The sequence below is a fragment of the Wolbachia endosymbiont (group B) of Philonthus cognatus genome (assembly GCF_947179345.1).
Classification (GTDB): domain Bacteria; phylum Pseudomonadota; class Alphaproteobacteria; order Rickettsiales; family Anaplasmataceae; genus Wolbachia.
Map to the genome: position 1 here is coordinate 852,851 of NZ_CAMXBG010000002.1, position 24,985 is coordinate 877,835.

Consider the following 24,985-nt stretch of genomic DNA (forward strand, 5'->3'; position numbering starts at 1 on the left):
TTTCAAGTAAGGACTGAATATTCTACAATAATCAATCATTACTCTGAAAACTTAAAATGAATGAATTAGCCAATCTTATTGATTCAAGAGAAGAAATATGTAAATTGCCACACAATTTAGAAGCAGAGCAAATGCTCATTGGTGCAATGGTTCGTGATAATAGAATTTGTGATGCAGTCGAAGATATAATTGCAGCAGATAATTTCTATGATCCACTACATCAAAGCATTTTTACCCAGATATCTAAAACCAGAAAACACGGTATAGTTGCTAATGAACTGAGCCTCAAGATGTTTTTCGAGAATGATAAAGCATTTGCCGAATGTGGTGGAGTTGAGTACCTAGCAAAACTTGCAGCAAAGGCAAGCATTGCGCTTGACATCTATAGCTTGACCAGAATAATCCGTGATACTTATTTAAGGAGATGCTTAATCAAGCTCGGGCAGGAGATAGTTGACGATAGTTACAACTACGACATTGAAAATCCTGCACAGGTACAAATTGAGCAGGCAATGACAAAGTTGTTCAACTTAGCAGTAAAAAAGCAAGGTGATAAGACATATATAAAGCTTGCAAGTTCAATTAAAGATGTGGTTGAGAAGATCAGCAAGCTGAAGAATAACCCAGAGGCTCTAGGTATTACAACCGGACTTCAAGACCTAAACCAGCTTCTTGGTGGTTTGCAGAAATCTGATCTGTTAATTATAGCTGCAAGGCCCTCAATGGGAAAGACAGCATTGGCGCTGAACATCGCACTTAATGCTTGTAAGATTTTGCAAAAAAGAACAGATAAACAACATTATGTAGCATTCTTTTCACTTGAAATGTCAGCAGAGCAATTGACCGCAAGATTGATTACTATAGATTCAGGCATTGGTTATTATAAGGCACTGACTGGGAGAATTAGTGATTTTGAATTACACGAATTCATTAATGCTAGTACAGATCTATCCGAATTACCTTTCATCATAGATGACACTCCTGCGTTATCAATTAGTGCTCTTCGTACCAGAATACGTCTTCTCTATCAACTATATAATGTAGAGTTGGTCTTTATCGATTATCTGCAGTTAATTCGAGGAACAACAAAAAGGAGTAGTGAAAATAGAGTGCAAGAAATCTCAGAAGTGACGCAGGGTTTAAAAGCAATTGCAAAGGAACTAAATATTCCCATTGTTGCACTATCACAGCTCTCTCGTTCTGTTGAGCAAAGGGATGATAAAAAACCACAACTTTCTGATTTACGTGATTCAGGAAGCATAGAGCAGGATGCGGATATAGTAATGTTCCTTTATAGAGAAGAATATTATGAATTAAGAAAGCAACCAAATGAAGGAAGTAATAAACATCGAGAGTGGCAAGAGAAAATGGAGAAAATTAGAAATATTGCAGAACTGATCATTGCAAAACAAAGAAACGGGCCAATTGGTAGTGTGAAACTACATTTTGACTCCAATAGAGGTGCATTTAAAGATTATACAGAAAGATATAGTCTGTAGCGGTTTTGAGTAATTCTGGAAGTGTTTAACAAACCATACGTGCCAAATTAAGTAGCTATCGTGAAATATAGCAATATTTAAGATTGGCATTTTATTTGTTACATTTATTTTTTTAGGAAATTCCTACCTAGGATAAGATATTTTTTTAGAAAAATCTATAAATTACTAACTTTATTACTTAATATATAAAATAGTTTTTTCTTATTTCCTTTCTTCCTTACGCCACTTTTTCTTAACTTGATGCGTATGGTTTATTTAACACTTCCGATATACAACTAAAAAATAGCAAATTCTCTATAACTTGAATATAATTTTAGCTTTACCTAAACAGAAAGATGAATTACTTAATGGATTTTGTTTTAATATCTCTTTCCTTGCCACTTTTTATTACTGAGAATTATTTGTTAATTACTGCGTTGATCCCACTTTTAAGTGCATTAGCTATTTCTTTTACTAGTAAATGGCCCAGAGTGAACAGTAGCGTTACTGTTGCTTCTTCTATGCTTCTGTTTGCGTATACATCTCTATGCACTTTATATTTGGTGTATGGTGATCATTCTCAATTTATTCTCATGGATTTTGGTAATAATTTGCATATTAGTTTAAAGCTAGAGTCTAGTGGAGCAATATTCAGTTTATTAATATCATTTTTGTGGGTACTAACCAGTATATATGCAATATGTTATATGAGAAATAACTATGCTGATAGCAATCACTCAAGTTTTCTATGCTTTTTTTCAACATCAATCAGTTGTGCAATGTTTATTGCTTTTTCTGGAGATTTGCTCACTACATTTGTCTTTTATGAGCTTCTAACTATTAGTACATACCCTCTGATTACTTACAACTCAACAAATGAATCAGTAATTGCAGGACGCTATTACTTTGGTTTACTATTTTTCTCTTCTTTAGTATTATTTTTTCCTGCAATAGGCCTATTATATAATGAATTCCATACTTTAGATTTTGTAAGTGGTGGAATATTCAAGTTTGATACTTCACTCATCACTTTTATTGCAGTGTGTTTTGCTATGCTGATTTATGGAATAGGAAAAGCTGCATTAATGCCAATGCATTTTTGGTTACCAAAAGCAATGGTTGCACCAACTCCTGTGAGTGCACTATTACATGCTGTTGCTGTTGTGAAATCCGGAGTTTTCATCATCATCAAAGTTATATTATACACTTTTGGCGTCGATAATATGCAACGTTTTGTGCAGCAAAATTGGTTTGCTGGAGGGTGGCTTCCGTACGCTGCTGGATTTACTATCATTACTGCATCGTTGATTGCATTAAAGCAAAAGGAATTAAAGAAATTGCTTGCTTACTCTACCATCTCCCAATTGTCGTATATTATATTGTTCGCTTCAATTTTTAGTGAATTCAGCATGAAGATTGCAATCTTTCAATTAGTTTGCCATGCATTTGCAAAAATTACTTTATTTTTTTTTGCAGGTATCATAATAACGAAAACGGGTGAAAAATATATAGATAGAATTCACGGTATAGGACGTAGTATGCCAATTAGCATGATAGCATTCACTATAGGTGCATTGTCCATGATAGGAGTACCTCCTGCTCCGACTTTTTGGAGCAAATTTCTCATCTTTCAAGCTGTTTTCAACTCTAGTAATGTAACACTTTCTGTGTTTGTAACGCTAGTGTTAATTGTTAGTACTATACTCAATGCTCTATACTTTTTACCAATAATTTACAACGCCTTTTTCTCAAAACCTTCTAGAAATTATTTTATTAAAAAGACACCAATGCTTCTAGTTTTACCCCCAGTTATTACTGCTATATGCACTTTAGTTATTTTTTTTAGCTACCAAATAATGTTATAAATATAATCATCTATATTTATAGCTATTAACAATAAATTTAAATGGCACTATTCCAGCTAGAGTTGCTTTTATATTTGACAAAGTGAAGCTGACCTCCACAGCATAATCTTTCATCTTCTTATTTTGCTCAGCTGTAAAAACTACAGTAGCGTTTCCAACAAATGTAACTAAGTTCTTGGTCAACCGGTCAATAGATAATGTTGTTACGTTTATGTTGGTAATTTTTCTTGTGGATGAAACAGCTTCATTGTTCACTTTTTCCTGAAAGTTTTGGTAGATTTTGTATACAGAATTGTTTTTTATAAAATTTTCTTGATACTTTGGCTCAACAGTCCGAGAGGACTCATATGTTTCAATATATTTACTTATTAAATACCTTGCTATGGAAATGTACTCATCTTCTTTTTTACTAAAACTAAGTTTATGTATTGCAGAGAACTCATCTTCTGTGTGGTTCATATACTTCACAAAATTTAAATCTTTTTTAACAGGAAGTAATAGGTATATGTTTAGTAGTGATAAAAATAAACATACTAAGAGAAGTAACGCTATTAACGCCATCCAAGATCTTTCTACAACGCAGAACAGGTATCTGTGGCAATACCATTCAACTGCTTTCCTGAAGTAACTTTTGTTTTTTACTGATTCAAGTAATTTATCTTCCATAATACAAACCCAATTATATAATATACTGGATACTCTAAAAAACTTTAAAATATGTCTAAATTTTCCAAAATAGGATGAATTATTATATCACCTTGTTCTGCAATAAGGTGAAATTTATCAATTTTGCTCACATCTAAATTTATCATTTTTACACTGAAGCTTTCAGGATCATAAGTATTACTTTCTGCACTTTTGTGATAATTATAGTAGTGTAATTTATTTTGATCATCAAAATAACCAAATTCATCAGCAAGAGTTCCCACTTTTTTGCCTTTACCGTCTCTGACTAGCTCAAATAGATCAATTACATGGTTTTCAGATCCAGGCTCAATAGATCCTTCTACAGCAAAAAATTTAGGTGCATGACCAACATACTCCTTAAGTTTTAGATTATTAGTCTTTTTTATACTACCAAAATCCATGAGTTTATATTCATCTGAAAGACCAGAATATTGTGGATCATACTTTTTATATTCAAAAAACTCATTACCTAAAAAATTACAAAACGTTAATTTACAATCATCGTGATTGGATTGAACAACTTTAAAGTAATGAAAATCTCTAGGGATCTTTACTTCCTCTTTCGTAATATGATTACGTACAACAAGTTCATCATTAATCATATGATAGCCAATTCTCGGCAAAGTAGCTATATTGATTGCCTTGTTTAGCTTAAAATTTGCCTCATAGATGCCACTTGATAGCTCCTTCCCTTTTTCTAAAGTGACGTCTTGATCTAAAGATGTATTCTTGATTAAACTCAATTCTTTCTGCATGTTCAATATGGTTTTTGTTAAAACTTCTATTGATTGCCATACAGTTAATTTATTATCAGTCAAATTATATAATTTAAGTATTAAATTAGCAGAATTTTATCATAAATTTATGTTAAAAGTATTATATTTTTGTGTCATGATGTTAACTACATTAGCTAAAACATGCTTTTTATCTAAGCGAAATTGCTTTGCAGCAACGAAAAGTTCATCTATTTCTTTCCATTGACTTAGTAGAATTTCAACATTATTTACTTCTTTCTTTATACTTTCTAAAATAGAGGTTTGAATTATATGTGATGCTAGTTCTAGCTCAATCTCACTATTAATTATTTTATTAACTATATCAGAATTATTTAGATTACGGAAAAATGTATAAAAATGCTTATGTGACTCATAAGCACCACTGTTTATTGCATTTATTATTACTCCCGGAGTTCCAGGAAACAAAGTAATGATCTCACTAAATATTTTATCGTCGAATTTACACTGAGATGAAACAACCTGCTTTGTTTCATCGTAAGTTAATGGAAGTAAATTCAGCTGAAAACACCTACACCGGATGGTGGTTTGTACATCATATGGCTTATGGCTAATTACAAATATTTTAGAATTTTTTGGCGGCTCCTCTAATATCTTTAATATTGCATTTTTAGCATTGCTAGTCATTGCCTCCAAGCTATCTATTATAGCTATCTTATATTCTGATTGAATGGGGCTTAAGTGCAGAAAATTTTTCATTTCTCTCACCTTTTCCACTCCTATTGTATCACCTTCAACAATGTGTAAGTCTAATGCTACTTCATCGTAATTTTTGATAAGAAACCAATTAGAAAAGGATTGTGCAAGTGTTGCTTTCCCTATACCTTTTTTACCACAGATCAGCCAAGATTGAATAGATAAATTGTTCATTATCTTTTTTTTTGCTTGGGTATGGCCTATCACTTTTCTCATTCTTTCCCCTATAGATCTTAGTTTGAAAATGCGTTATTTATTGTTTGTAATGAAATTTTGCCTTTCCTTAAAACCTTAATCTTATCTCTAGTTAAGTCAATAATAGTAGATTCTATACCAGAAACTAATTCATCATCTTCAATTACTGCAGATAAGTGTTGCTTAATAGACTGAGGTATATCTCTTGCTTTGCATATACTTTTTTCTCCTGAAATGTTAATACTAGTTGCAACTACTGGAGTTTTCAGTTCATTTAATATTGAAATCGCAATAGGATGATCAGGAATTCTTATGCCTATACTATCTTTAAAGAACTCATTTGGTAATATACTGTTATCTTGAAGTGGTAAAATATAGGTCATTGGTCCAGGAGAAAAGTAGTTTATTAAATTGATATATTCTTCTTTTACCTTTGCTATATTTGTCAAACTATCAACATCACTAACAAATATAGAGAGTGGCTTGTTTTGAGAACGCTTCTTTATCCGGTATATTTTTTCTATAGATCCATTATCTAGCGCATTACAAGCAAGAGCATATACTGTTTCTGTTGGAAAGCATGCTAACAAATTATTTTGTATTGCGTTTATTACTTCAAATACCATATAGCTAAAACTTATGTCTACAATAGCTCTGGGTTTACCGTTATCTCGCTATATGGTAGCAATTAAGATACCGAAATGGCTAGCACGCATCTGTTGTATACTACAGTAAATTTTATTAGCAACTGCTCGTTTTTACAACAGATTTACTACAATCCGAACTCCGCATTGATTTTATCGACTATCTCCTGTGGTGGATCATCTCCCCATCCTGAATATAAAATCTCTCCATAATCTGCAACATCTATAGAGCCAGTTCTACTTTTTGCCAGAAACATTTCTCTTTTATCTTTATCAACTAATACATAGTGCCAAGCTGATCTTCCTCGATCTTTACCACGAACTAGATATATGAGATCTGATCTACTTCTTCTTGTTGCATCAGCAAAGGATCTTTCATTGATAGTTCTGCTTTTACTCTTTATGCCGCCACTTTCAGAAAAAGCTTCCTTGGCTTCAGCTTTTTTGTTTGCCAATTCAGAAATTTTTCCTTTTGCTCCTAGTGCATGTTCTTTGGTATTTTGAGATGAATACTTACTGGAAAAACCTCCTCTTGTCTCATTAGAGGTCCTATTTGTAAAACGCTTAGTAAACGAGTTATCGTTATCATTTTCTGCCATAAAAGTCTCCAAATTTTAGATTGTAGAATCCAAATTTTTACTACACCCTATCATAGGTTAGTTAAATTAATATAAATGAAAGATAATATAGTAATTATTACAGGAATTACAGCCTCAGGTAAATCAGAATTATGCGATAACTTGATAAAAAAGTATAAAAACATTAGCATAATAAACTGTGACTCAAAGCAGGTATACAAAGAGATTCCCGTAATTACTGCTCAACCACCAAAGCAGAAAGAATTTTATAGGCTATACGGTTATGTTTCAGCAAGAGAAAATTATTCCGTAGGTTTATGGCTAGAGGATTTAAAGAGGGAAGTTAACAACGCGCTGAAAAATTCACGAATACCCATCATCACTGGAGGAAGTGGGCTTTACATTAGCAGCTTAATCAAGGGATTATCATCGATTCCACAAATAAGCCAGGAAGTGAGAGAAAACGTAAATGAACTTAGGAAAAATTTAAGTAAAGAGGAATTCTACAAATTAGTGCTAAGCAAAGATCCAAGGATTCAAGGTAAAATATTTATTAATGACTCACATCGCCTCTCAAGAGCACTTGAAGTTATCACTGAAACTGGCAAGACAATCTTTGTATGGCAAGAAAATAGACAGCCTCCTTTGTTCAATAATTTTAAGGTATATACAATTCTACCTAAACGTGAGGATATATACCGAAAAATAAATTCTCGTTTTATTGAAATGGTTGAAAATGGAGCAATTGATGAAGTAAAAAACCTACTTAGCATGAACCCATCTCCACATTTGCCAGCTATGAAAGCACATGGAGTACCAGAAATTATAAGATACTTAAAAGGGGAGATTACTTTAGACGAAGCAATACAGATTGCTCAAACAAACACAAGGCATTATGCAAAACGCCAGTACACTTGGTTTAAAAATCAATTTCCTAATTCTCAAGTGATTGACTGTGCAAATAAATTGACAGAATTTTAGATATTTTGATTATTATGTATTATATTGCTATGCCTATGCAAACTTTTCTTGATAGTATTAAACTTTTTTCTTAAAGAACTTTCATCATTGCCTAAATTGTGATTATTAAATTCTTTGTAAAAATATTCTTACTTATGAAGCGCTACTATACCTGTAAGAGCCTTTATCACTAAATGAACTATATCACGCAATATTTCATCCTCAATTTTTCTATATTCTCTCACTAATCTTGTAACCACAATCTCCACTTTCATATCCTTGTATAGCTCTTCTCATAATAGTAGGAACAAGATAAGATAGTGATTTAGTGTAACAAGAAGGTAAAAATGCCAGCAGCGTACAGTTATGACTTAAGGAAAAAAGCCATTCAGGCGTTGGATGAAGGAGAGAGCAAAACAGCAGTAGCAAATTTTTGGCCCTCTCTAATAACTTCAACATCACTAAATTCAAGGGATTGGCCTTCTATTATTTGGAATCTTTCATGTCCTTTTCCTGCAACTAGCAGAATCATATTTTCATCATGTGCTATATTTATACCTTTCTCTATAGCTTTTTTTCTATCTCCTATCTCCAGTGCATCAGGGCAATGTAACAAAATATCGTGACGAATTTTCCCCGGATCTTCATCACGCGGATTGTCATCTGTGACTATAACTTTACCTGCAAGCATTTGTGCTATTTTACCCATCTCTGAACGTTTTGTTTGATCACGATTCCCGCCACAACCGAACACTAGAACTATCTTTTTATTGAAGTGCCATTTTAAAGACAACAGAGCTTGTTTGAGTGCACTTGGAGTATGAGCGTAATCGACAAATGCAAAAGTGTTCACTTTTTCCATTCTTCCAGATGGAGAAGCGAGTTTATCTATACACATTCTTTGATAGTCCATACCAGATGAAATAACTATACCGATTGCACACAACAAATTATATGCTTGAAATTGCCCAAAAATCGGAAAAAATGCGTTATAAATTTCATCACCGATTTGAATTGTCAGGTATTGACCATTGGCAGTGGGTATCTGCTTTAATAAAGTAATGTCAGAGTTTTTTTTTCCATAGGTTATAACTTTGTTGCCACGCTTTTCAGCTATGTTGAGCAACTCTCCATATTCGCCTATATCTGCATTTAAAATCGCTGTTTTTTCTTTTGGCAATACCTCATCAAACAACCTTTTCTTGCCCTCAAAATACTCATCGATACTTTTGTGATAGTCCAAATGATCTTGAGAGAAATTAGTAAAAGCTGCAGCATTGAGCCTGAGTCCATGGATTCTGTATTGATCGATTCCATGGCTTGAAGCTTCTAATGCTAAGTGTTCTACGTTCTTATTATTTATGTCACGCAATGTGGAATAAAGATCATCTGCACTTGGCGTTGTAAGGCTATTATCTTTTCTATTATTATTGACACATGTTCCCAGTGTTCCTATAGACGCTACATTATCTTGCCAAATCTGGCGACAAAATTCCACCACTGAAGTTTTACCATTCGTACCAGTTACAGCAGCAACATATTTAGGTTGTTTGAATTGATAAAACCTGCTGACTATTTCACTGTATATTCCTTGAGGGTCCGAGTGGTAAAGCACTGCAAAACTTGGAGTACTTGTCATTCGAGTAGCGGACACTGGAATCCAGTTTTCATTATACAATTGTCTAGTATGCTTGTTTACAATTAAATTTTCTGGATCCCAGTGTCTGAGCACTGGGATGACATCTTTCTTGGCCCCTTGTATTACAACGTCTACACAGTTGTGTACACATCCATTAGGAAGACATGTTACGTGTTCTTTACTCCTTTCTGACACACAAACAAAAAGGTAACCTTCTTTAACTCTCTTAGGATTACATGTGACGCCTTTGATTTCAATATCAAAGTCAGCATTTACAATGTTATGCAGTAGCTCTTTCAGTCTCACAATCATCTTTAACACTTGAACATGGCAGTCTTATTAATGCAGTATTCAAGTCAAAAATCAAATCTTCAGGATCTTCTAGTCCGCAAAATATTCGCACAAAACTTCCACCACAATCTGAATTCATTACAGATCTTGAAATAGATCTATGGTCTATTGGTAATATCAAACTGTCACATCCTCCCCAAGAAGCACCAATGCCGAAAACTTTCATGTGATCAACCATGCAGCCTAGTTCTTCACATGAATATTCTCTATCCAGTGCTATACTGAATGTGCCGCTTGCTCCTTTGAAGTAACTTTTCCATAATTCGTGTTGAGGATGGGAGGGAAGTGCTGGATATAAAACCTTTCTAACTTTTTGCTGTGCTTCTAGCCACTTTGCCACTTCCATTGCTGTATTTTGGTGCCTTTTCATACGTGTGTGCAGTGTTCTTAGTCCCCTGTGTGCAAGGTAGCAGTCGTGCGATTGAATGGTTACTCCATAATTTTTATAGCTCTCATAAAGCAATTTAAAAATTTCACCTTCAGCAATAATAGCTCCCATAACTAAATCTGAGTGACCGGCTAGATACTTTGTCACCGCGTATAGTGCAACATCAATTCCATAATCAAGCGGCTTAAACAACAAAGGAGTGGCCCATGAATTGTCACAAACGGTTACGATTCCACGTGCTTTAGCAACTTTTACTATATGCTCTATATTTGAAATCTCAAACGTTATAGAACCAGGAGTCTCAATCATGATGAGTGAAGTATTACTCTGAACTAAATCAGTTATATCCTGTGTCGGATTATAAAAAGTTACTTCTACTCCTCTTTTTGGTAGCTCATTTTCGGCAAATCTCTTTAGCCTATAATAACTATTATCTTGTATCAGGACATGTGAACCTGCTTTAGTGAAAGTCAAAATAGCAAAAGTAAGTGCAAATAATCCAGAAGGGTAGATGAGTGCTTGTCCCCTACCCTCAATTTCAGCCAGTGCATTTGAAAAATAATGAACAGTAGGCGTACCAACATTACTATAGCTGTAATCCCTTGCAACACCATCATTGATCACATCATATATACTCTCCCCATTCGCTGCACTTAAGTAATCCTTGTAAGTAGGAAATAATATGGTAGAAGAATGATAAACTGGCGGGTTCATAGAACCTTTATAGTCACTAAATTTTCTTCCTGCTTTAACTAATATAGACTCTTCGTTCACATTTTTATTATTTATTTTTTAGATTGTATTCGCTTTGCGTATACAAGTGAAGAGAAATCGCATGTACTCGTTCTATTTCACTCTTTAATAATTCATAGATCAATTTATGCCTCTTTAAAGAGCTCATTCCAGAAAAGTCGTTAGATATTAATACTAATTTGATATGTGAAGGTAGTGTCGAAGAAGAAGCAAAATAATGATCTGCATGCTTCGCTGACTCATCTATAACATTAATACCAATTATACCTATTGAACCGCGCAGCTTTTCTTCCATCGTTTTAATAATATCCATAATGGTTCCTTTAAGCAACAATACGCTCCTCTTGTCATCCCACAGTATCTGGGCACTGGGATGACAATCGAATTACTTATTCTCTTCTTTATTATCTATGTCTTGATAATCAGAATCTACTACTTTTTCTTCCTTATCATTTGGATTTCCTTCTGATGAAAAGCCATTTTCAGCACTGTTTTGCTGAGATGCTTGATACATAGCTTCTCCAAGCTTCATAGAAAGTTGAGAAAGATTAGTAACCTTCTGTTGTATTGAATCAGCATCATCAATGTTGTCAGATTTACTCACTTCCTTTAACTCATTAACTGCATTTTCAATAGCAGATTTATCTTCTGGAGAAATTTTATCACCATATTCTGTCAAAGATTTTTCTGTAGAATGAACTAAACTATCCGCTTGATTCTTCACTTCAATAAATTTCTTACGCTTTTCATCTTCTTGTGCTTTTTCCTCAGCTTCTCTCACCATCCGATTTATTTCATCCTCCGATAAACCACCTGAAGACTGAATACGTATTTTTTGCTCTTTTCCAGTAGCTTTATCCTTTGCAGAAACATGCGCTATTCCATTTGCATCTATATCAAATGTCACCTCAATTTGAGGAACCCCGCGAGGAGCAGGTGGTATTCCTTCTAAACTAAACTGACCAAGCAGTTTATTATCAATCGCCAATTTTCTTTCACCTTGATGTACCTTAATTGTAACGGCTGTTTGGTTATCTTCTGCAGTTGAAAACACCTGAGATTTTTTTGTGGGAATAGTAGTATTACGTTCAATAAGTGGAGTGAATACTCCACCTAGAGTTTCAATACCAAGAGAAAGTGGAGTTACGTCAAGTAGTAATACATCTCTTACATCACCTTGAATGATTCCCGCCTGTATTGCAGCTCCAATTGCTACAACTTCATCAGGGTTAACCCCTCTGTGTGGATCTTTGCCAAAAAATTCTTTAACTTTCTCTATGACTTTTGGCATACGAGTCATGCCACCAACAAGAACTACTTCACCAATTTGACTAGCAGACAAACCAGCATCTTCAAGAGCTTTTTTGCAAGGAATTATAGTCCTTTCAATCAAATCATTCACTAAGCTTTCAAGCTTTGCTCTTGTTAGCTTCATATTTAAGTGTTTTGGGCCACTTGCATCAGCTGTAACAAACGGTAGATTTACTTCTGTTTCCATTGCACTTGACAATTCTACCTTTGCTTTTTCTGCAGCTTCTTTGATTCTTTGCATAGCCATTGGATCGTTTTTCAAATCAATGCCATTACTTTTCTTGAATTCACCCAGTAAATAATTTACTACTGCATTATCGAAGTCTTCCCCTCCAAGGTGAGTATCACCATTTGTAGCCTTTACTTCAAAAACTCCGTCACCTATTTCAAGAACTGAAACATCAAATGTACCACCACCAAGATCATACACTACTATTGTGTGTCCGTGCTTTTTATCAAGACCATAAGCAAGTGCTGCAGCAGTTGGTTCGTTAATTATTCTGAGGACATTTAATCCAGCAATTTTTCCTGCATCTTTTGTTGCTTGACGTTGAGAATCATTGAAGTACGCCGGCACTGTTATCACAGCATCCTTTACTTCTTCCCCAAGATAAGCTTCCGCTGCTTCTTTCAGGTTTTGTAGTATAAATGCACCAATTTGACTAGGAGAGTATTCTTTACTATCAGTTGTTTTAACCCATGCATCACCATTTTTTGCTGCAAATACCTTATACGGTACACCTAGATTCTTCATTTCAGGATCGCTATATTGGCGACCTATCAATCTCTTAGTTGCAAAAAAAGTATTACTTGCATTGGTAGTTGCTTGCCTTTTTGCTGGAGCACCAATCAACCTTTCTCCAGATGAAGTAAATGCAACTATAGATGGAGTAGTTCTTGCTCCTTCTTTATTCTCAATTACTTTTGTATCCTTACCTTGCATTATTGCAACACAAGAATTTGTCGTTCCAAGATCTATACCTATTGCTCTTCCCATAATGAATACTCCCTTTTAAATATTATCTGATGTAAAATATATAAGTATAAAACTCGTTAATTACAAGTCCCGTTTAGTTGTTAGAGCCCAAAAGGCGCGAAAGCCATTTAGTTAACCAAAAGTTGCCCGGTAGTTTATCTGAACTACCAGCTTCTTTATTCCTGCTATTCACAATTTTACATCCAGAATTCTGCAATGGCTTATAATCATTAAAATTAATATGGTCTCCTTGCTTTAAAATAAATGTATCTGCATCTAAACTATTATCAATACTAACATTTAATGTAATATTGAACTCTTTTTCGATTGTAGAAACCATATCACGCTTATTATTAAAAATGTGCGCTATAACTGCACTGCGTGCTATTAAATCAAAGGACTTATTTTGATTTTTATTAGCAATATGTTGCAAATCCCTTAGTATCGATGCAACAACCACTTCGTTTGATTTCACTCTTCCAATACCTTTACAGCGTAAGCACTCTGTAGTATTAATTTCCTGTATATTTGGTTTAATTCTTTGTCTTGAAAAGACCATTAAACCAAAGTCATTGATAAAGCTAAATTGAACTTTAGCTTTATCATCTTTAAACGCCTGCTTGATAGCAAATTCAACATTTTTGCAATACTCAAGTTTCAACATGTCAATAAAATCAACAACTATTAACCCTGATAAGCCCCTGAGATTCGCTTGTCTTGATATTTCAGATAATGCCTCCATATTAGTTCTATAAGCTGTTTCTTCTATGTTATCTTCTCCTGTCATTTTCCCTGAATTTACGTCTATTGAAACAAATGCCTCAGTTAAGGTTATCACCAAAGACCCACCAGATGGTAATTCTACTCTATTGCTATATAATTCAGAAATTTGATCTTCGACTCGATAGTAAGTAAAGATTGGAACAGAGCCTCTATATAACCTAGGACGTAATTTTCCTTGTAACACATTTTTAGTGTATTTTCTTACCGCTTCACAAACTTCTCTATCAGATACTATAATTTCTGTATCATTACTACAAAAGTCACGTACAGATCTCATAACTACATCTGCTTCGTTGTAAATTAATGATGGAACATTTAAAGAAGAGAAGTTTTGCTGGATATTTTGCCATAATAAGGTCAAATTATCGTAATCTTGCTCAATTTCTTTCTTACTTTTTCCTGCACCAACAGTTCTTACTATTAAACCTGAGCCTTTTGGTAAATTTATTGAATTTAATATATCCTTTAACTGTTTTCTAACGTTGGTATCTTCAATTCTGCGAGATACTCCACCCCTACTTATGGAATTGGGCATGAAAACACAGTATCTACCGACCAAAGTTACGTATGTTGTAAATGAAGCTCCTTTATTTCCTCGTTCTTCTTTAGTTAATTGAACCAATAACTTTTGATTTACTGAAATCACATCTTGTAACTTATATTTTCTATGTAAAGGTACCTCCCTCACAAAACCACTGCTGGATTCATTACTAGCTGTAGAATCTAGGCCTTCTTCTGTGCAATTATCATTTGAACAGTCCACACCGCTCGAATAGCCTTCGTCAGGGAAAATTTCCTTCTCTTTTTCTGGAATATTAAAGTAATTTAGAGATATCTCAGAAAAAGACAAAAAACCTTGCTTATTTTTTCCATACTCAATGAACACGGCCTGCAAAGCAGGCTCTATACGCTTTACATAAGCAACGTATATATTACCTCTTAATTGTCTTTTTTCCTTGAATTCTTGTTCAAACTCTACAACCCTACCATTAACTAGTAGGGCAACCCTTACCTCGTTAGAACAGGTAGTACTTTCTATCAATAATAACCTTTTGCCATCACTCGCCACTTATTTACCGTCTGCTTTTCATTCTGAAATCTTCTTATACTACTTAATATATTATTGATTGTCAAGAATTTTGCGACCTGCATTATTGGGTTGACTTTCAGTGTTTTGCGTTCTAAACTTGCATAGAATTTATTATATCACTACAATTATGGCGAAAAAAAATGCTTCTTTGCTTGTCAAGCTAGTTAGCACCGCAACTAAAACAACAAAAACTGGAGAAGAGAAACTAACAGGCTATTTTTGTGTAAAAAAACGTAATCCTAAGAACCTTCCCAAGAAGCTCGAGTTTAGGAAGTATGACCCAGTGGTCAGAAGACACGTATTATTTAAAGAAGAAAAATTAAAGTAAGTATATTATCATGCAAAGCTTACAGCTAAAAGGAGTGTAGCTTATTGCTCACTAGTTATACTGTTTTGCATTAGAGAAAGTCTGTTTGAGGTTTTGAAAGATTACGGTAACTTATATAAGTTACGGGAAATTGAGCCACCTGAATAAGGGCTGAAAATGGTAGCGTTTTTGTCCTGATCTGGTCTTTTTATTGCTTAAATGGGACTTGATCTGATACTTTAAATGATCCAGATAGTCTATATACCATCACACTCTGGGACCATACACTTAGAGGTTGTTCACAAACTTTTGAATTCTTTTGTTAAACTTTTACAGAAAAAAATTGCTTGCGCATATTTTAAATCTGACTATAATCATAGTAAAAGATATTTTAAGAGCTCAAAATTTATCTTTATCTGCAGACTTTTTTCATTAAACAATCAAACTCATTAAAAAATGTGGCGTATCTTCTTCAGCGTACGTGGGTGCACACACATACTTAATCTCTGTCGTATGTGCGCCGCACTTTTTTTCTAATCTTTTTTACACAGGAGGATTTTATGTCCAGAATGCCAGATACTTGATCTTTACTTTAGCTAAAAACCATAGGCGCCTATGGTTTTTATAAAGAAAGTTTAGAAAATAACCAAAAACCACTTGCCATAAAAAGTAACTATATTAGTATGATATTCACATTTATATGTTAATATAGATATAATCAGATTAAGGAGTATATTATGGTAAAATTTACACAAGATTCTGCTTCATTGACAGTGCATGGTGTTGATTTACTTAATTTGTGCCACAGACAGTGTGAAAATAAATACGAGGGTAATGATTTATTGACAAAAATTAATAGATCTTAGTGTAAGGCTGACTGTAATAGAAAATTAAAAGCTCCTGAACACCATTCACCAGAAAAAGTAACCTTAGTGAACAGTTAACAGATATTGCAAGTAATCTCCGTTTTGAGAGCATAAAATTATCGCTTATATCAGATGAAATAGACAATTACAATTCAATGTCTTTTTAATTAGAGTAAAAGAAGATATTGGTTATCTTCTTTTTTTTTATACGATTATTTCTATAATTAACTACTTGAAATTAAGTTCGTTCAGGCAAGATAATTATGAGTAAAAATAGCAGATGCAAGTAGCTGGCACACAGCTGTACGAGCATTCATTTTTGAGGGCATAGCAAATGGTGTCATTCAAGTAGCTGACATTGGCTTGCCCTAATCTCATCAAGAACGTTGTGCTTTAACATAATATTTTTATGCTTACCAACTTAACTGAATCCCAGACTGGGATGATATACTTCTGGTAGATAATGTCGGTATAGTTGTGATTGGAATAGAAAGCACTAAGTTTGCAATGCTATCTGAATAGATAAAAGAACTCATTACTCAGTGAAACAAGACTTGAAATTTTGTGCAATGCTGCTGATTATATCTAGATATGCATCCTTTCCAGGCTCTACATCTGATCCAATAGGATCAAGAATCACCATTTTTACGTCACTAGAAAAGACATTAGGCTTTATGCTATCCTCTCGTGAATGAGAAACAATACATTTAACGTTCTCCTCTTTCATTACCTTTTTTAATTTCATTAAACTCTTCATACCTATGTAAGAATCCTCTTCTATAGAAAGAATGGCGCTTGGGTAACTTAAATCAAAATATTTTTCGAAATATTGATAAGCATCGTGAGTAACTATGTATTTTTGATTTTTTAACTCATCCAATTCTTTCGTAATTTTTTCTACTTCTTGGTCTATCTTTCTTATAGCCTCCTCTGCGTTAGTATTGTATCGATAGGCATTTTCTTTATCTATATTAGATAATGTTGCACTGATAGAAAGTATCATACTTTTTGCATTTTCAGGACTCAGCCAAATATGAAAATCTTTTTCATCTTGAATGTGACTAGAAAACGAATGTGGTCGAGCAGGAAGTAGATCGATTGCACTTGATAGCGGTATTAACTTCTTATTTTCTTTAGCGAAAGTTTTAACAAATGTTTCCAAAGAATCATCGATATAAAATATAATATTACTAGATTCTAATTTACTTGCATCTGAAGGCCTGAGCATGTAGTTATGTTCAGACACTATTTCGTACATTAGTAATTCTGGCTTTGAAATTCCATCTGTAACAGAAGCTACAAGTGAGTGTATAGGTTTGATTGTAGCTACAATTTTTAAATTGGATGAAAAGGCACTATTGTAGTATAGTGTAAGTGAAAGTAATAGAAAAAAAATCAGTAAATGTCTCATATAAATATTGAGAAGAAGTCAATTTTTGACAAAAAATTAAGTAATGTCAATAACTGCATTCTAAAAATAGAAAACCTTACTCTTGCACATGGTAGTAAAAAAGTTCTTGATAATATCAATATATCAGTAGAAAGAGGAGATATAGTTACAATACTTGGTCCAAATGGCGGAGGTAAAACCTCTTTAGTGAAAGCAGTTGCTGGTATAAATAAAGGCTATATTGGCAGTATTTTATTTGCCGATAATGTAAAAATTAGCTATATGCCACAAAATTTTAGTATTGGTAATTTGATGCCAATAACAGTTGAGTCTTTCCTTTTCAATAGCTCCTCGAAGAGATTCAAAAAAAATCAATCTATCGTTACAGAAGCGATAGAATTGGTTGGCATCGGTAACATTTTAAAGAATCAAGTATTAGAAATTTCTGCAGGACAAACACAACTACTACTACTTGCACGTTGTTTAATTTCAGAATCTGATTTGATCATTTTAGATGAACCAGTCAGTGCAATGGATATTAACGCACGAGCTAAATTTTATGATATTATAAATGAAATCGCAAAAGAACGATCAGTGTCGATTCTCATGACTTCTCATGACCTTAACTCTGCTCTACCATCCTCAGATTATATAATTTGCATAAATAATACTATCTATTATCAAGGTAAACCTGATGAAATTATGGAGATAAATGAAATATTTGGCAGTTACGCAGCGAAATGATTCAAAATATTCTACGTCTTCTGCAAATAACTACAGTGCTAACACGCTACAATGTGTTACCTTATTTACTTCCACCATCAAAAAAATCAATAAATAAAATACAAGGTCATAAACTAAAGCGTGCTCTTGAAAGATTAGGTCCGGTGTTCATTAAATTTGGGCAATCCATTTCATCACGCACTGATATTTTAAATGAGGACATAACAAATAACTTGCTATTGATATGTGATAGATTGCCATCATTTTCGTATAAAATAGCAGTTAAAACTATAGAAAGTGAGTTTAATTGTAAATTAAGCGACATTTTTTCAAGTTTTTCTGAAAAGCCAATTGCAGCAGCATCAATTTCTCAGGTGCATAGAGCAGTTACAATTGAGGGTAAGGAAGTTGCTGTAAAGGTTTTGAGGCCAAATATTGAGAAAACATTCTCAAGGGATATAAAAATGCTTTCTTGGCTTGCAGAAATTGCAGAAAAATTTAGTGAACAATCAAAAAGGCTGAAGCCAGTTGAATTAGTCAAAACTTTTGCTGAAATTTGCCGATTAGAGTTAGATCTACGCTTTGAGGCTGCCCACTCTTCGGAACTGAAGGAAAATACTAAACATGACAGAGGTTTCTACGTACCTGAAATAGATTGGAGTAGAACTTCAAAAAAGGTTTTAACATTAGAATGGATGGAAGCTATACCAATATACGAAGTTGAAAAGCTGAATAACCGCAAGCAAATAGCTATCAATCTTATAGAATCATTTTGTAATCAAGTGTATAGGGATTGTTTTTTTCATGCTGATATGCATCCAGGAAATCTAATGATCGATAGTAATAACAATATTATTGCCCTGGATTGTGGAATCATGGGTAGAATAGATCGTGAGACATGCTACTACGTTATAGAGATACTCAAGGGATTTTTAAATCGGGATTACGATCACGTTGCAAAAATGCACTTTAAAGCTGGTTATGTTCCATCACAGCATAGAAATTTTGTTACAGCTTGCAGAGCAATAGGTGAGCCCATTGTTGGACAGCCTATACAGAAGATTTCATTTGCTCGATTACTTACTCAGCTACTAAAAATAACTGGTGATTTTGATATGAAAGTTCAAACACAATTGTTATTGCTGCAGAAAACTATGATTTTATTAGAAGGAACATGTAGGAAAGTCTATCCAGAAATCAATATGTGGAAAGTAGTTGAAACATGGATAAACAGTCAACATGAAAGTAAAATAGGGTATAGGGAAAAAATTAAAAGCTCTTATCCCATCAAAACAATCCAAGGAATATTTAGCCTTATAGAAAAATTAAACCTAATAGCTGACAAAAAATTACAAGTGAAAAATAGATCAAATGGAAAAGCCTACTTTTTACTTTGGTCTGTAATTATAATTCTCATCGTTAAATTTTTAATTTCTTAAACTAAAAGATAATAAAAGCAAGTTTACAACAACTATTTCAGTCTTGAAACCACTCAGGTTCACATTCACTCGAATTATCAAGGTATTTTCAGGGGTTCTGTTGCATCTATAAACCATAGGAAAGAAGATCATTAAAGGTGGGATTATAGGAGTTATGAAGCCATTAATATAGCAAAATTCTCAAAAGTAGAAACATTATTTTAATAATTTGTCTTTTTTGAATCATACGAATATTTTCTATGCCTGTGATGGTAATCTTTGCGGAATGGAAGCTTTTAAACCCAAGCATTGGCTTTATTAGTTTTTTGATAAATCTATCAACAATATTATTTAGATATTTTATTTGAAGAACTGTAATCTTCAGAAATTTCTGCATTCAAATCATCAAGAGCAGCAGTATTACTGCCGCTTTTATCAATTACAATTTTCTCAGGAAGATAGTTACTCCTGAAGGCTTTACGAAAGAATGCAAGTGCTGCAGACTTGTCTCTACTAACACACAAGAGTACAGTATATAAATAAACCCATTTACCGTTTAATTTAATGTAAGTCTCTCCAACTACTACCAACCTGCTTCTTTCTTTTCCTTACTGCCTCATCTATCAGTGGTGATAACCCACCTTTGTAACGTAGCATTTTGCTCCCCTTATACTCATCATTTCTTCCAAATCTCGATAGCTCAAAGAGAATCGACATTTCATGTATACAGATAACATCCTCTGAAAAGCTAAATCCTTTGAAATATGGCAACAATTTTTGATTGATACGAAACATCTTTGCTTTTTTTTTAGACAATTATATCATTCTTCTTTCTACTTCCCTACAAATGCGACAGAACCAACCCCATAGCATGTCGAACGAAGCTTTTTTTAAGAAAATCTGAATTTTCAACTACCATTAAACCAAGATTGCTCAGAACTTTAACGCAAAGTATTCTGTTGGAAAATATTCTATTTAGTCCATCAGTTGCAAGTGCCATAGTAAAATTATCAAAGTATCTATCACGTGAAATTTTCTTCAATAGATAATTACTGCCAACATCAATGCCAGAGGATTTTGCAGCAGTTATTTGTCTAATAACACTCTCTACATCTCTCATTCCAAGATTCAGTCCTTGACCTGCAACTGGATGGATTGAATGTGCTGCATCGCCAATAAGCAAAATTCTGCTTTTATGAAGCTTTCTCGCAAAAGTAAAACTCAAAGGGTAAGATTTTCTTTCACCCTCTAATTCAATTTCTCCCAAATAAGAACCAAATCTTTTTTTGAGTTCTATGATAAACTCCTCTTCAGATAAGCTCATCAGCATTTTTGAAATTTCGCATTTTTCTGTCCAAACTATTGAAGAAGTATAGCCACCTTTCATTGGCAAAATTGCAAATGGACCACCAGGAAAAAACCGCTCTACAGCTAAGTTTTGGTGATGTAGTTCATGTTTTACATTAAATACCATGCTATTTTGTTTATAATCAAATTTTATCATTGGTATAGAAAACAACTCTGGCAACTTAGAGTTTTTACCTTCAGCACAGATAAATAGTGATGATATCAATTTTTGATCATTATCAAGAGTAACTTCCATGTATACTTCGTCACAAGAGATTGTTTTATAGGAACGTGGAGAATATATATTGAGTTTATGCAAAAAATTGTTATTGATTGCATTCCATATAATAGCGCTCTTGATTACATAGCCCATTGGCTCTTCACCAACCATTTTATGGTCATAATGCACAGTAAATGGACTATCTCCATCTAATATGCATATATCAAGTATTGGTTCAGCTTCGCCTTCTAAGAGCCGCCAAATCCCTAATTTTTCTAGTATTTTTTTTGATCCTTGAGAAATAGCAAATGCTCGATTATCATCAACTGCACGTGGTAAACTATTTTTCTCAATTACGGCTACAGATACAGAGTCATTACTCAGGCCAATAGCAGTAATAAGACCAATTAGCCCACTACCTGAAATGATTACATCGTAATTCATTTTATTAACCTAAAATTACATTCTACCCATTTTGAAAATAGTTTAAACGAACTTTGTAGATGCTAGACTTCTTATCACTACCTTAGTATACCTCAGATTAGTAATAAAGTATTAATTATTTTATGCTAAAATAGGTTTTATTTTATTAAAGGAAACAGCTTATGACTACAGATTGCAAAAAAGAATTACTAAATTGCATTAGCAAGTACAGAGAAGAACTTGCAGAAAATAAAGCAGCAATTAGACAAACTTTAACTAGCGATAAAATTAATATAAGCGATTACTTTTATCAGGGTGATAAAATCTGTAACAAAGAGCTGTTTAACATAGGAAGTGAGTGTCAAGATACAAAATATGGTAGTCGACAAGAATATACGTATGATGAGTGGAAGGAAAAAATTGAAAAACCTCATGCTAAAGATTTTCTAGGGATGTTACAAAACGAAGTAAAAAATAAAATATCAAAGAGTCTTGAGGATTATAAACAGTATCATGAAAATGCTACTGAAGCTATAAAAAAAGAATTAGACATAGATTCGAAATTAAAGGCAATATTCAAAGAAAAGCAACAACCAGAAACTGATGAAACTCGAGCATATTATGACGTTATACGAGGTTTATATGAAAATGGAGACATGCGCTCTCAACTAAAGTGCAATGATCTTGATTGTTTCAATAGAACAATAGAAGATAATCTATCTCAAAAACAATCCGAGCTAGCTGCTATAAAGGATGACTTTTTGGATAATACGCAAAATATTTTTCAACATATTCAAGTTGAAGATAGTATTTTTTAGAGAAATAGGGAGTGTTAAATAAACTGTGTCAAATCGCATTTTTAGTTCAACTCGATTTTTAACCTACCAGGAAAAAAGATATCAAGTTGAGAGATAGTTAAAGCCCAATCATGTATAGGCATAGTCCATTTCTCTCCTGCCTTCTTTATAGCACAATATGCCTGTTTATACAAGGCATTTGTGCTAGTAAATGAGCCCTTGGTTTTAGTAAATTTTCTGATCTGTCTATGTAGTCCCTCAATAGGATTTGTGGTATAAATTAATTTTCTTACAGGGCCAGAATATTTTAAATAACTAGACAGATTTTCCCAATTATTCTCCCAAAACCAACGGATATTTTTCTCCCCATTTTTCCTCCAGTTCAAGTAAATAATTCTCCCCATTTTTCCTCCAGTTCAAGTAAATAATTCTCGGCTATTTCTCTACTTGATATTTTTTTTTCAAATCATTCATGAAAACTTTTGCTCGATACATATTTCAGTGAATTTCTTATCTGATGTACTATACATTTCTGCTTTAGGAAATACGCTATTTATAGCTTTAGGAAAGCTTTTTAACACAAGATATCAGAATATCATCTACTCCTCTCTCTTTTAGGTCATTTAGTACTCCCAACCAGAACTTCACTTTCAGCCAAATAAAAACCCAAAACTTCTTTTCTGCCATTTTGCTAATATGTTATACATACATTTGCTTACACAATGCCCGTCCTCCTTGACCTTAAAAAACCATGAACACTATTGGATATACAGATTGCAGCGGACGACTGCGCCATTCGTTGATTACCGGTAACAATTTGTCAGTAATACTTGATATCTCTGCTGCAGATATTTTATATTTCTTCTACATGCGATGCTATATCCCATGCCACTGGCATATGTACTTAAAACCTTTGCTTCAAGTTCGGTTGTTTGCCTTTTTCTGACTACTTGTGGCTCGAAACTTCCTTCTCTATCTCTTGGTGTCAATAGTTCAAATACTTGTCCGTAAAGTCTTTGAATTTCTTCGGTTGTTTTCTTCGCTTTCAGCCGACAAATGGTTTTCTATCTCGCCTTCCCTCTAGCAGTTTTTTTATAAATGGTGTTAATGCTCCATCTCTTCCTGTCAATGGTTTTCCTTCTCGTATAGATGATAAGATATTTGTTTCTAATTCTTTATAGTCTACCAAACCGGTAGTTCTGTTTGCTTGACTCATTGTCAAACCTCCATTTTTTTTATCAATTTATTACTTTACTTCTCGGTTTGACACAGTTTATTTAACACTCCCGAGAAAGATTATGCTATTTTTTTAATGGAATTTCTTGAGTGGTAGATTATTTTTTACAGCTCTAGCTTAGGTAGCTGTCACTACCTGAAATGTAACAAATAAAATACCAATCTTAAATATTGCTATATTTCACGATAATTTCTCAACTTGACGCACATGCTTTTGGAACATTCTCATTTGTCAAATAGTTTCTGGCATGCTACACAATCTGTAATGCAGGTTTTAACTTACTTTTACGCAATATTGATCATTCTTGAAAAGCAATCTAACATTTTCTATTCCTTGATTACGAAGCTTTGATGCAGCTGATTTAGCTACTTGAGCGTTTACAAAAAATGCTACATATCCCTTACTTTCTGCATTGTTTTGTTTTGGGTGACGTTTCTGCATTTCTTTTTCATATTGCCTTTTGTAATGAGGAGTATTTTGTATCAATTGTTCTGACCTCTTTCTTAAGTACTCGACTTTTACCTTCGCAAGCCCAGACTTATGAAGTCCTAAAACTTGTGCTGCTTTTTCTGACAAGTCTATTATTCTACCTTCAACAAATGGCCCTCTATCATTAACTCTTATAACAAGCTTTCTTCCATTTTCTAAATTAGTAACACGAACAAAGCAGGGTAGGGGCAAGGTCTTATGTGCTGCAGAAATCAAGTGACGATTAAACACTTCACCGTTGGCTGTAATTGTGCCATGATCTTCTATTCCATACCACGATGCTATTCCTACTTCTTCGTAACAGCTACAGTATTTTGGGTGGTAGGTGATACCATTTATTGTATAGCTATTGCCAATTTTATAATGACCTGCAGTGTGATTACACCTATTGCTAAAACTACAACTACTCATCAAAACGAATATTAGACATAGAAAGGCTAGTTTTTTTATCATTGTACTTAGTGAAATGGTTCGATACCATGAGGATTTTAAATTATACTATAATAAATTTAGTAATAAGTAAACGTCTACTGCCAAATATGCACAGCACTAAAAAAGGTTCTGTCGCATCTATAAACCA

Annotated in this window: 20 protein-coding genes and 2 pseudogenes; 7 read left to right on the forward strand and 15 right to left on the reverse strand. The window is 33.6% G+C overall.

Annotation, left to right across the window (positions count from 1 at the left end; translation table 11 throughout):
• Positions 1-56: 56 nt before the first annotated feature.
• Entirely contained in the window at positions 57-1,499 is a 1,443-nt protein-coding gene (locus ONG78_RS05895) for a replicative DNA helicase (protein WP_139686507.1), read from the forward strand.
• Positions 1,500-1,846: 347 nt separating this feature from the next.
• Positions 1,847-3,343 carry a proton-conducting transporter transmembrane domain-containing protein gene (locus ONG78_RS05900; protein WP_010407433.1) on the forward strand — a complete coding sequence of 499 codons (1,497 nt, stop codon included), beginning with the start codon at positions 1,847-1,849 and terminating at the stop codon, positions 3,341-3,343.
• Between the two features lie 6 nt (positions 3,344-3,349).
• Here ONG78_RS05900 and ONG78_RS05905 read toward each other — a convergent pair whose 3' ends face one another.
• The 5 genes from ONG78_RS05905 to ONG78_RS05925 all read right to left on the reverse strand — a co-directional run bounded on the left by ONG78_RS05905 (position 3,350) and on the right by ONG78_RS05925 (position 6,958).
• Positions 3,350-4,009, reverse strand: a complete 660-nt coding sequence (locus tag ONG78_RS05905) for a VirB8/TrbF family protein (protein WP_264377914.1) — start codon at positions 4,007-4,009, stop codon at positions 3,350-3,352.
• Positions 4,010-4,053: 44 nt separating this feature from the next.
• On the reverse strand, positions 4,054-4,848 hold the full coding sequence (locus ONG78_RS05910; protein WP_264377915.1) for a hypothetical protein: 795 nt from the start codon (positions 4,846-4,848) through the stop codon (positions 4,054-4,056).
• A gap of 36 nt (positions 4,849-4,884) precedes the next feature.
• Entirely contained in the window at positions 4,885-5,736 is an 852-nt protein-coding gene (locus tag ONG78_RS05915) for a DNA polymerase III subunit delta' (RefSeq protein WP_264377916.1), read from the reverse strand.
• A 17-nt stretch (positions 5,737-5,753) separates the two neighbouring features.
• Complete coding sequence (locus tag ONG78_RS05920; RefSeq protein WP_264377917.1) at positions 5,754-6,341, reverse strand: L-threonylcarbamoyladenylate synthase; 588 nt, start codon at positions 6,339-6,341, stop codon at positions 5,754-5,756.
• Positions 6,342-6,487: 146 nt separating this feature from the next.
• The gene (locus ONG78_RS05925; RefSeq protein WP_127464170.1) at positions 6,488-6,958 is read right to left on the reverse strand and encodes a hypothetical protein; all 471 of its coding nucleotides are present in this window, start codon (positions 6,956-6,958) and stop codon (positions 6,488-6,490) included.
• A gap of 75 nt (positions 6,959-7,033) precedes the next feature.
• Here ONG78_RS05925 and miaA point away from each other — a divergent pair, with 75 nt between their 5' ends.
• Entirely contained in the window at positions 7,034-7,918 is an 885-nt protein-coding gene (gene miaA, locus ONG78_RS05930) for a tRNA (adenosine(37)-N6)-dimethylallyltransferase MiaA (RefSeq protein ID WP_010407423.1), read from the forward strand.
• Between the two features lie 367 nt (positions 7,919-8,285).
• Here the strand turns inward: miaA and ONG78_RS05935 are convergent, their stop codons facing one another.
• The 5 genes from ONG78_RS05935 to ONG78_RS05955 all read right to left on the reverse strand — a co-directional run bounded on the left by ONG78_RS05935 (position 8,286) and on the right by ONG78_RS05955 (position 15,167).
• A complete protein-coding gene (locus tag ONG78_RS05935) occupies positions 8,286-9,848 on the reverse strand; it encodes a Mur ligase family protein (protein WP_264378074.1) in 1,563 nt (520 codons plus the stop codon).
• The gene (gene metC / locus ONG78_RS05940; RefSeq protein ID WP_264377918.1) at positions 9,817-11,049 is read right to left on the reverse strand and encodes a cystathionine beta-lyase; all 1,233 of its coding nucleotides are present in this window, start codon (positions 11,047-11,049) and stop codon (positions 9,817-9,819) included. Before metC ends, ONG78_RS05935 begins: the two co-directional genes overlap by 32 nt.
• A 7-nt stretch (positions 11,050-11,056) precedes the next feature.
• Positions 11,057-11,341 carry a BolA family protein gene (locus ONG78_RS05945; RefSeq protein WP_264374834.1) on the reverse strand — a complete coding sequence of 95 codons (285 nt, stop codon included), beginning with the start codon at positions 11,339-11,341 and terminating at the stop codon, positions 11,057-11,059.
• 72 nt (positions 11,342-11,413) lie between these two features.
• Entirely contained in the window at positions 11,414-13,336 is a 1,923-nt protein-coding gene (dnaK, locus tag ONG78_RS05950) for a molecular chaperone DnaK (RefSeq protein ID WP_264374833.1), read from the reverse strand.
• 73 nt (positions 13,337-13,409) lie between these two features.
• A complete protein-coding gene (locus tag ONG78_RS05955) occupies positions 13,410-15,167 on the reverse strand; it encodes an Rne/Rng family ribonuclease (RefSeq protein ID WP_264377919.1) in 1,758 nt (585 codons plus the stop codon).
• Between the two features lie 148 nt (positions 15,168-15,315).
• Between ONG78_RS05955 and rpmG the strand changes: the two genes are divergently transcribed.
• A complete protein-coding gene (gene rpmG, locus ONG78_RS05960; protein ID WP_012481745.1) occupies positions 15,316-15,516 on the forward strand; it encodes a 50S ribosomal protein L33 in 201 nt (66 codons plus the stop codon).
• A 1,380-nt stretch (positions 15,517-16,896) separates the two neighbouring features.
• Here the strand turns inward: rpmG and ONG78_RS05965 are convergent.
• Positions 16,897-17,772 carry a zinc ABC transporter substrate-binding protein gene (locus tag ONG78_RS05965; RefSeq protein WP_264377920.1) on the reverse strand — a complete coding sequence of 292 codons (876 nt, stop codon included), beginning with the start codon at positions 17,770-17,772 and terminating at the stop codon, positions 16,897-16,899.
• Between ONG78_RS05965 and ONG78_RS05970 the strand changes: the two genes are divergently transcribed.
• Both ONG78_RS05970 and ubiB read left to right on the forward strand, forming a co-directional pair.
• Positions 17,764-18,495 (forward strand): metal ABC transporter ATP-binding protein, encoded by a 732-nt coding sequence (locus ONG78_RS05970; protein WP_264377921.1) that lies wholly within the window; start codon positions 17,764-17,766, stop codon positions 18,493-18,495. The two genes, ONG78_RS05965 and ONG78_RS05970, sit on opposite strands and share 9 nt — an antisense overlap.
• Positions 18,492-19,913: a 2-polyprenylphenol 6-hydroxylase gene (ubiB, locus tag ONG78_RS05975; RefSeq protein WP_264377922.1), complete on the forward strand. Its 1,422-nt coding sequence runs from the start codon at positions 18,492-18,494 to the stop codon at positions 19,911-19,913. Before ONG78_RS05970 ends, ubiB begins: the two co-directional genes overlap by 4 nt.
• Positions 19,914-20,065: 152 nt before the next feature.
• Here the strand turns inward: ubiB and ONG78_RS05980 are convergent.
• Positions 20,066-20,687 (reverse strand): annotated as a pseudogene (locus ONG78_RS05980) (IS6 family transposase).
• A 46-nt stretch (positions 20,688-20,733) separates the two neighbouring features.
• Positions 20,734-21,903 (reverse strand): 2-octaprenyl-6-methoxyphenyl hydroxylase, encoded by a 1,170-nt coding sequence (gene ubiH / locus ONG78_RS05985; protein WP_264377923.1) that lies wholly within the window; start codon positions 21,901-21,903, stop codon positions 20,734-20,736.
• Between the two features lie 161 nt (positions 21,904-22,064).
• On the opposite strand from ubiH, the gene ONG78_RS05990 reads away from it, so the two are divergent.
• The gene (locus ONG78_RS05990; RefSeq protein ID WP_264377924.1) at positions 22,065-22,700 is read left to right on the forward strand and encodes a hypothetical protein; all 636 of its coding nucleotides are present in this window, start codon (positions 22,065-22,067) and stop codon (positions 22,698-22,700) included.
• Positions 22,701-22,741: 41 nt separating this feature from the next.
• Here the strand turns inward: ONG78_RS05990 and ONG78_RS05995 are convergent.
• Positions 22,742-23,895: pseudogene (locus ONG78_RS05995) on the reverse strand (IS256 family transposase).
• Positions 23,896-24,189: 294 nt separating this feature from the next.
• Positions 24,190-24,858 (reverse strand): septal ring lytic transglycosylase RlpA family protein, encoded by a 669-nt coding sequence (locus tag ONG78_RS06000; RefSeq protein WP_012481726.1) that lies wholly within the window; start codon positions 24,856-24,858, stop codon positions 24,190-24,192.
• Positions 24,859-24,985 lie beyond the last annotated feature (127 nt).

Bases quoted from the DNA above. Each gene is read 5' to 3' on its own strand.
- ONG78_RS05895 (WP_139686507.1), top strand. From the start codon at position 57: ATGAATGAATTAGCCAATCTTATTGATTCAAGAGAAGAAATATGTAAA.
- ONG78_RS05900 (WP_010407433.1), top strand. From the start codon at position 1,847: ATGGATTTTGTTTTAATATCTCTTTCCTTGCCACTTTTTATTACTGAG.
- ONG78_RS05905 (WP_264377914.1), bottom strand. From the start codon at position 4,009: ATGGAAGATAAATTACTTGAATCAGTAAAAAACAAAAGTTACTTCAGG.
- ONG78_RS05915 (WP_264377916.1), bottom strand. From the start codon at position 5,736: ATGAGAAAAGTGATAGGCCATACCCAAGCAAAAAAAAAGATAATGAAC.
- ONG78_RS05920 (WP_264377917.1), bottom strand. From the start codon at position 6,341: ATGGTATTTGAAGTAATAAACGCAATACAAAATAATTTGTTAGCATGC.
- ONG78_RS05925 (WP_127464170.1), bottom strand. From the start codon at position 6,958: ATGGCAGAAAATGATAACGATAACTCGTTTACTAAGCGTTTTACAAAT.
- miaA (WP_010407423.1), top strand. From the start codon at position 7,034: ATGAAAGATAATATAGTAATTATTACAGGAATTACAGCCTCAGGTAAA.
- ONG78_RS05935 (WP_264378074.1), bottom strand. From the start codon at position 9,848: ATGATTGTGAGACTGAAAGAGCTACTGCATAACATTGTAAATGCTGAC.
- ONG78_RS05945 (WP_264374834.1), bottom strand. From the start codon at position 11,341: ATGGATATTATTAAAACGATGGAAGAAAAGCTGCGCGGTTCAATAGGT.
- dnaK (WP_264374833.1), bottom strand. From the start codon at position 13,336: ATGGGAAGAGCAATAGGTATAGATCTTGGAACGACAAATTCTTGTGTT.
- rpmG (WP_012481745.1), top strand. From the start codon at position 15,316: ATGGCGAAAAAAAATGCTTCTTTGCTTGTCAAGCTAGTTAGCACCGCA.
- ONG78_RS05970 (WP_264377921.1), top strand. From the start codon at position 17,764: ATGTCTCATATAAATATTGAGAAGAAGTCAATTTTTGACAAAAAATTA.
- ONG78_RS05965 (WP_264377920.1), bottom strand. From the start codon at position 17,772: ATGAGACATTTACTGATTTTTTTTCTATTACTTTCACTTACACTATAC.
- ubiB (WP_264377922.1), top strand. From the start codon at position 18,492: ATGATTCAAAATATTCTACGTCTTCTGCAAATAACTACAGTGCTAACA.
- ubiH (WP_264377923.1), bottom strand. From the start codon at position 21,903: ATGAATTACGATGTAATCATTTCAGGTAGTGGGCTAATTGGTCTTATT.
- ONG78_RS05990 (WP_264377924.1), top strand. From the start codon at position 22,065: ATGACTACAGATTGCAAAAAAGAATTACTAAATTGCATTAGCAAGTAC.
- ONG78_RS06000 (WP_012481726.1), bottom strand. From the start codon at position 24,858: ATGATAAAAAAACTAGCCTTTCTATGTCTAATATTCGTTTTGATGAGT.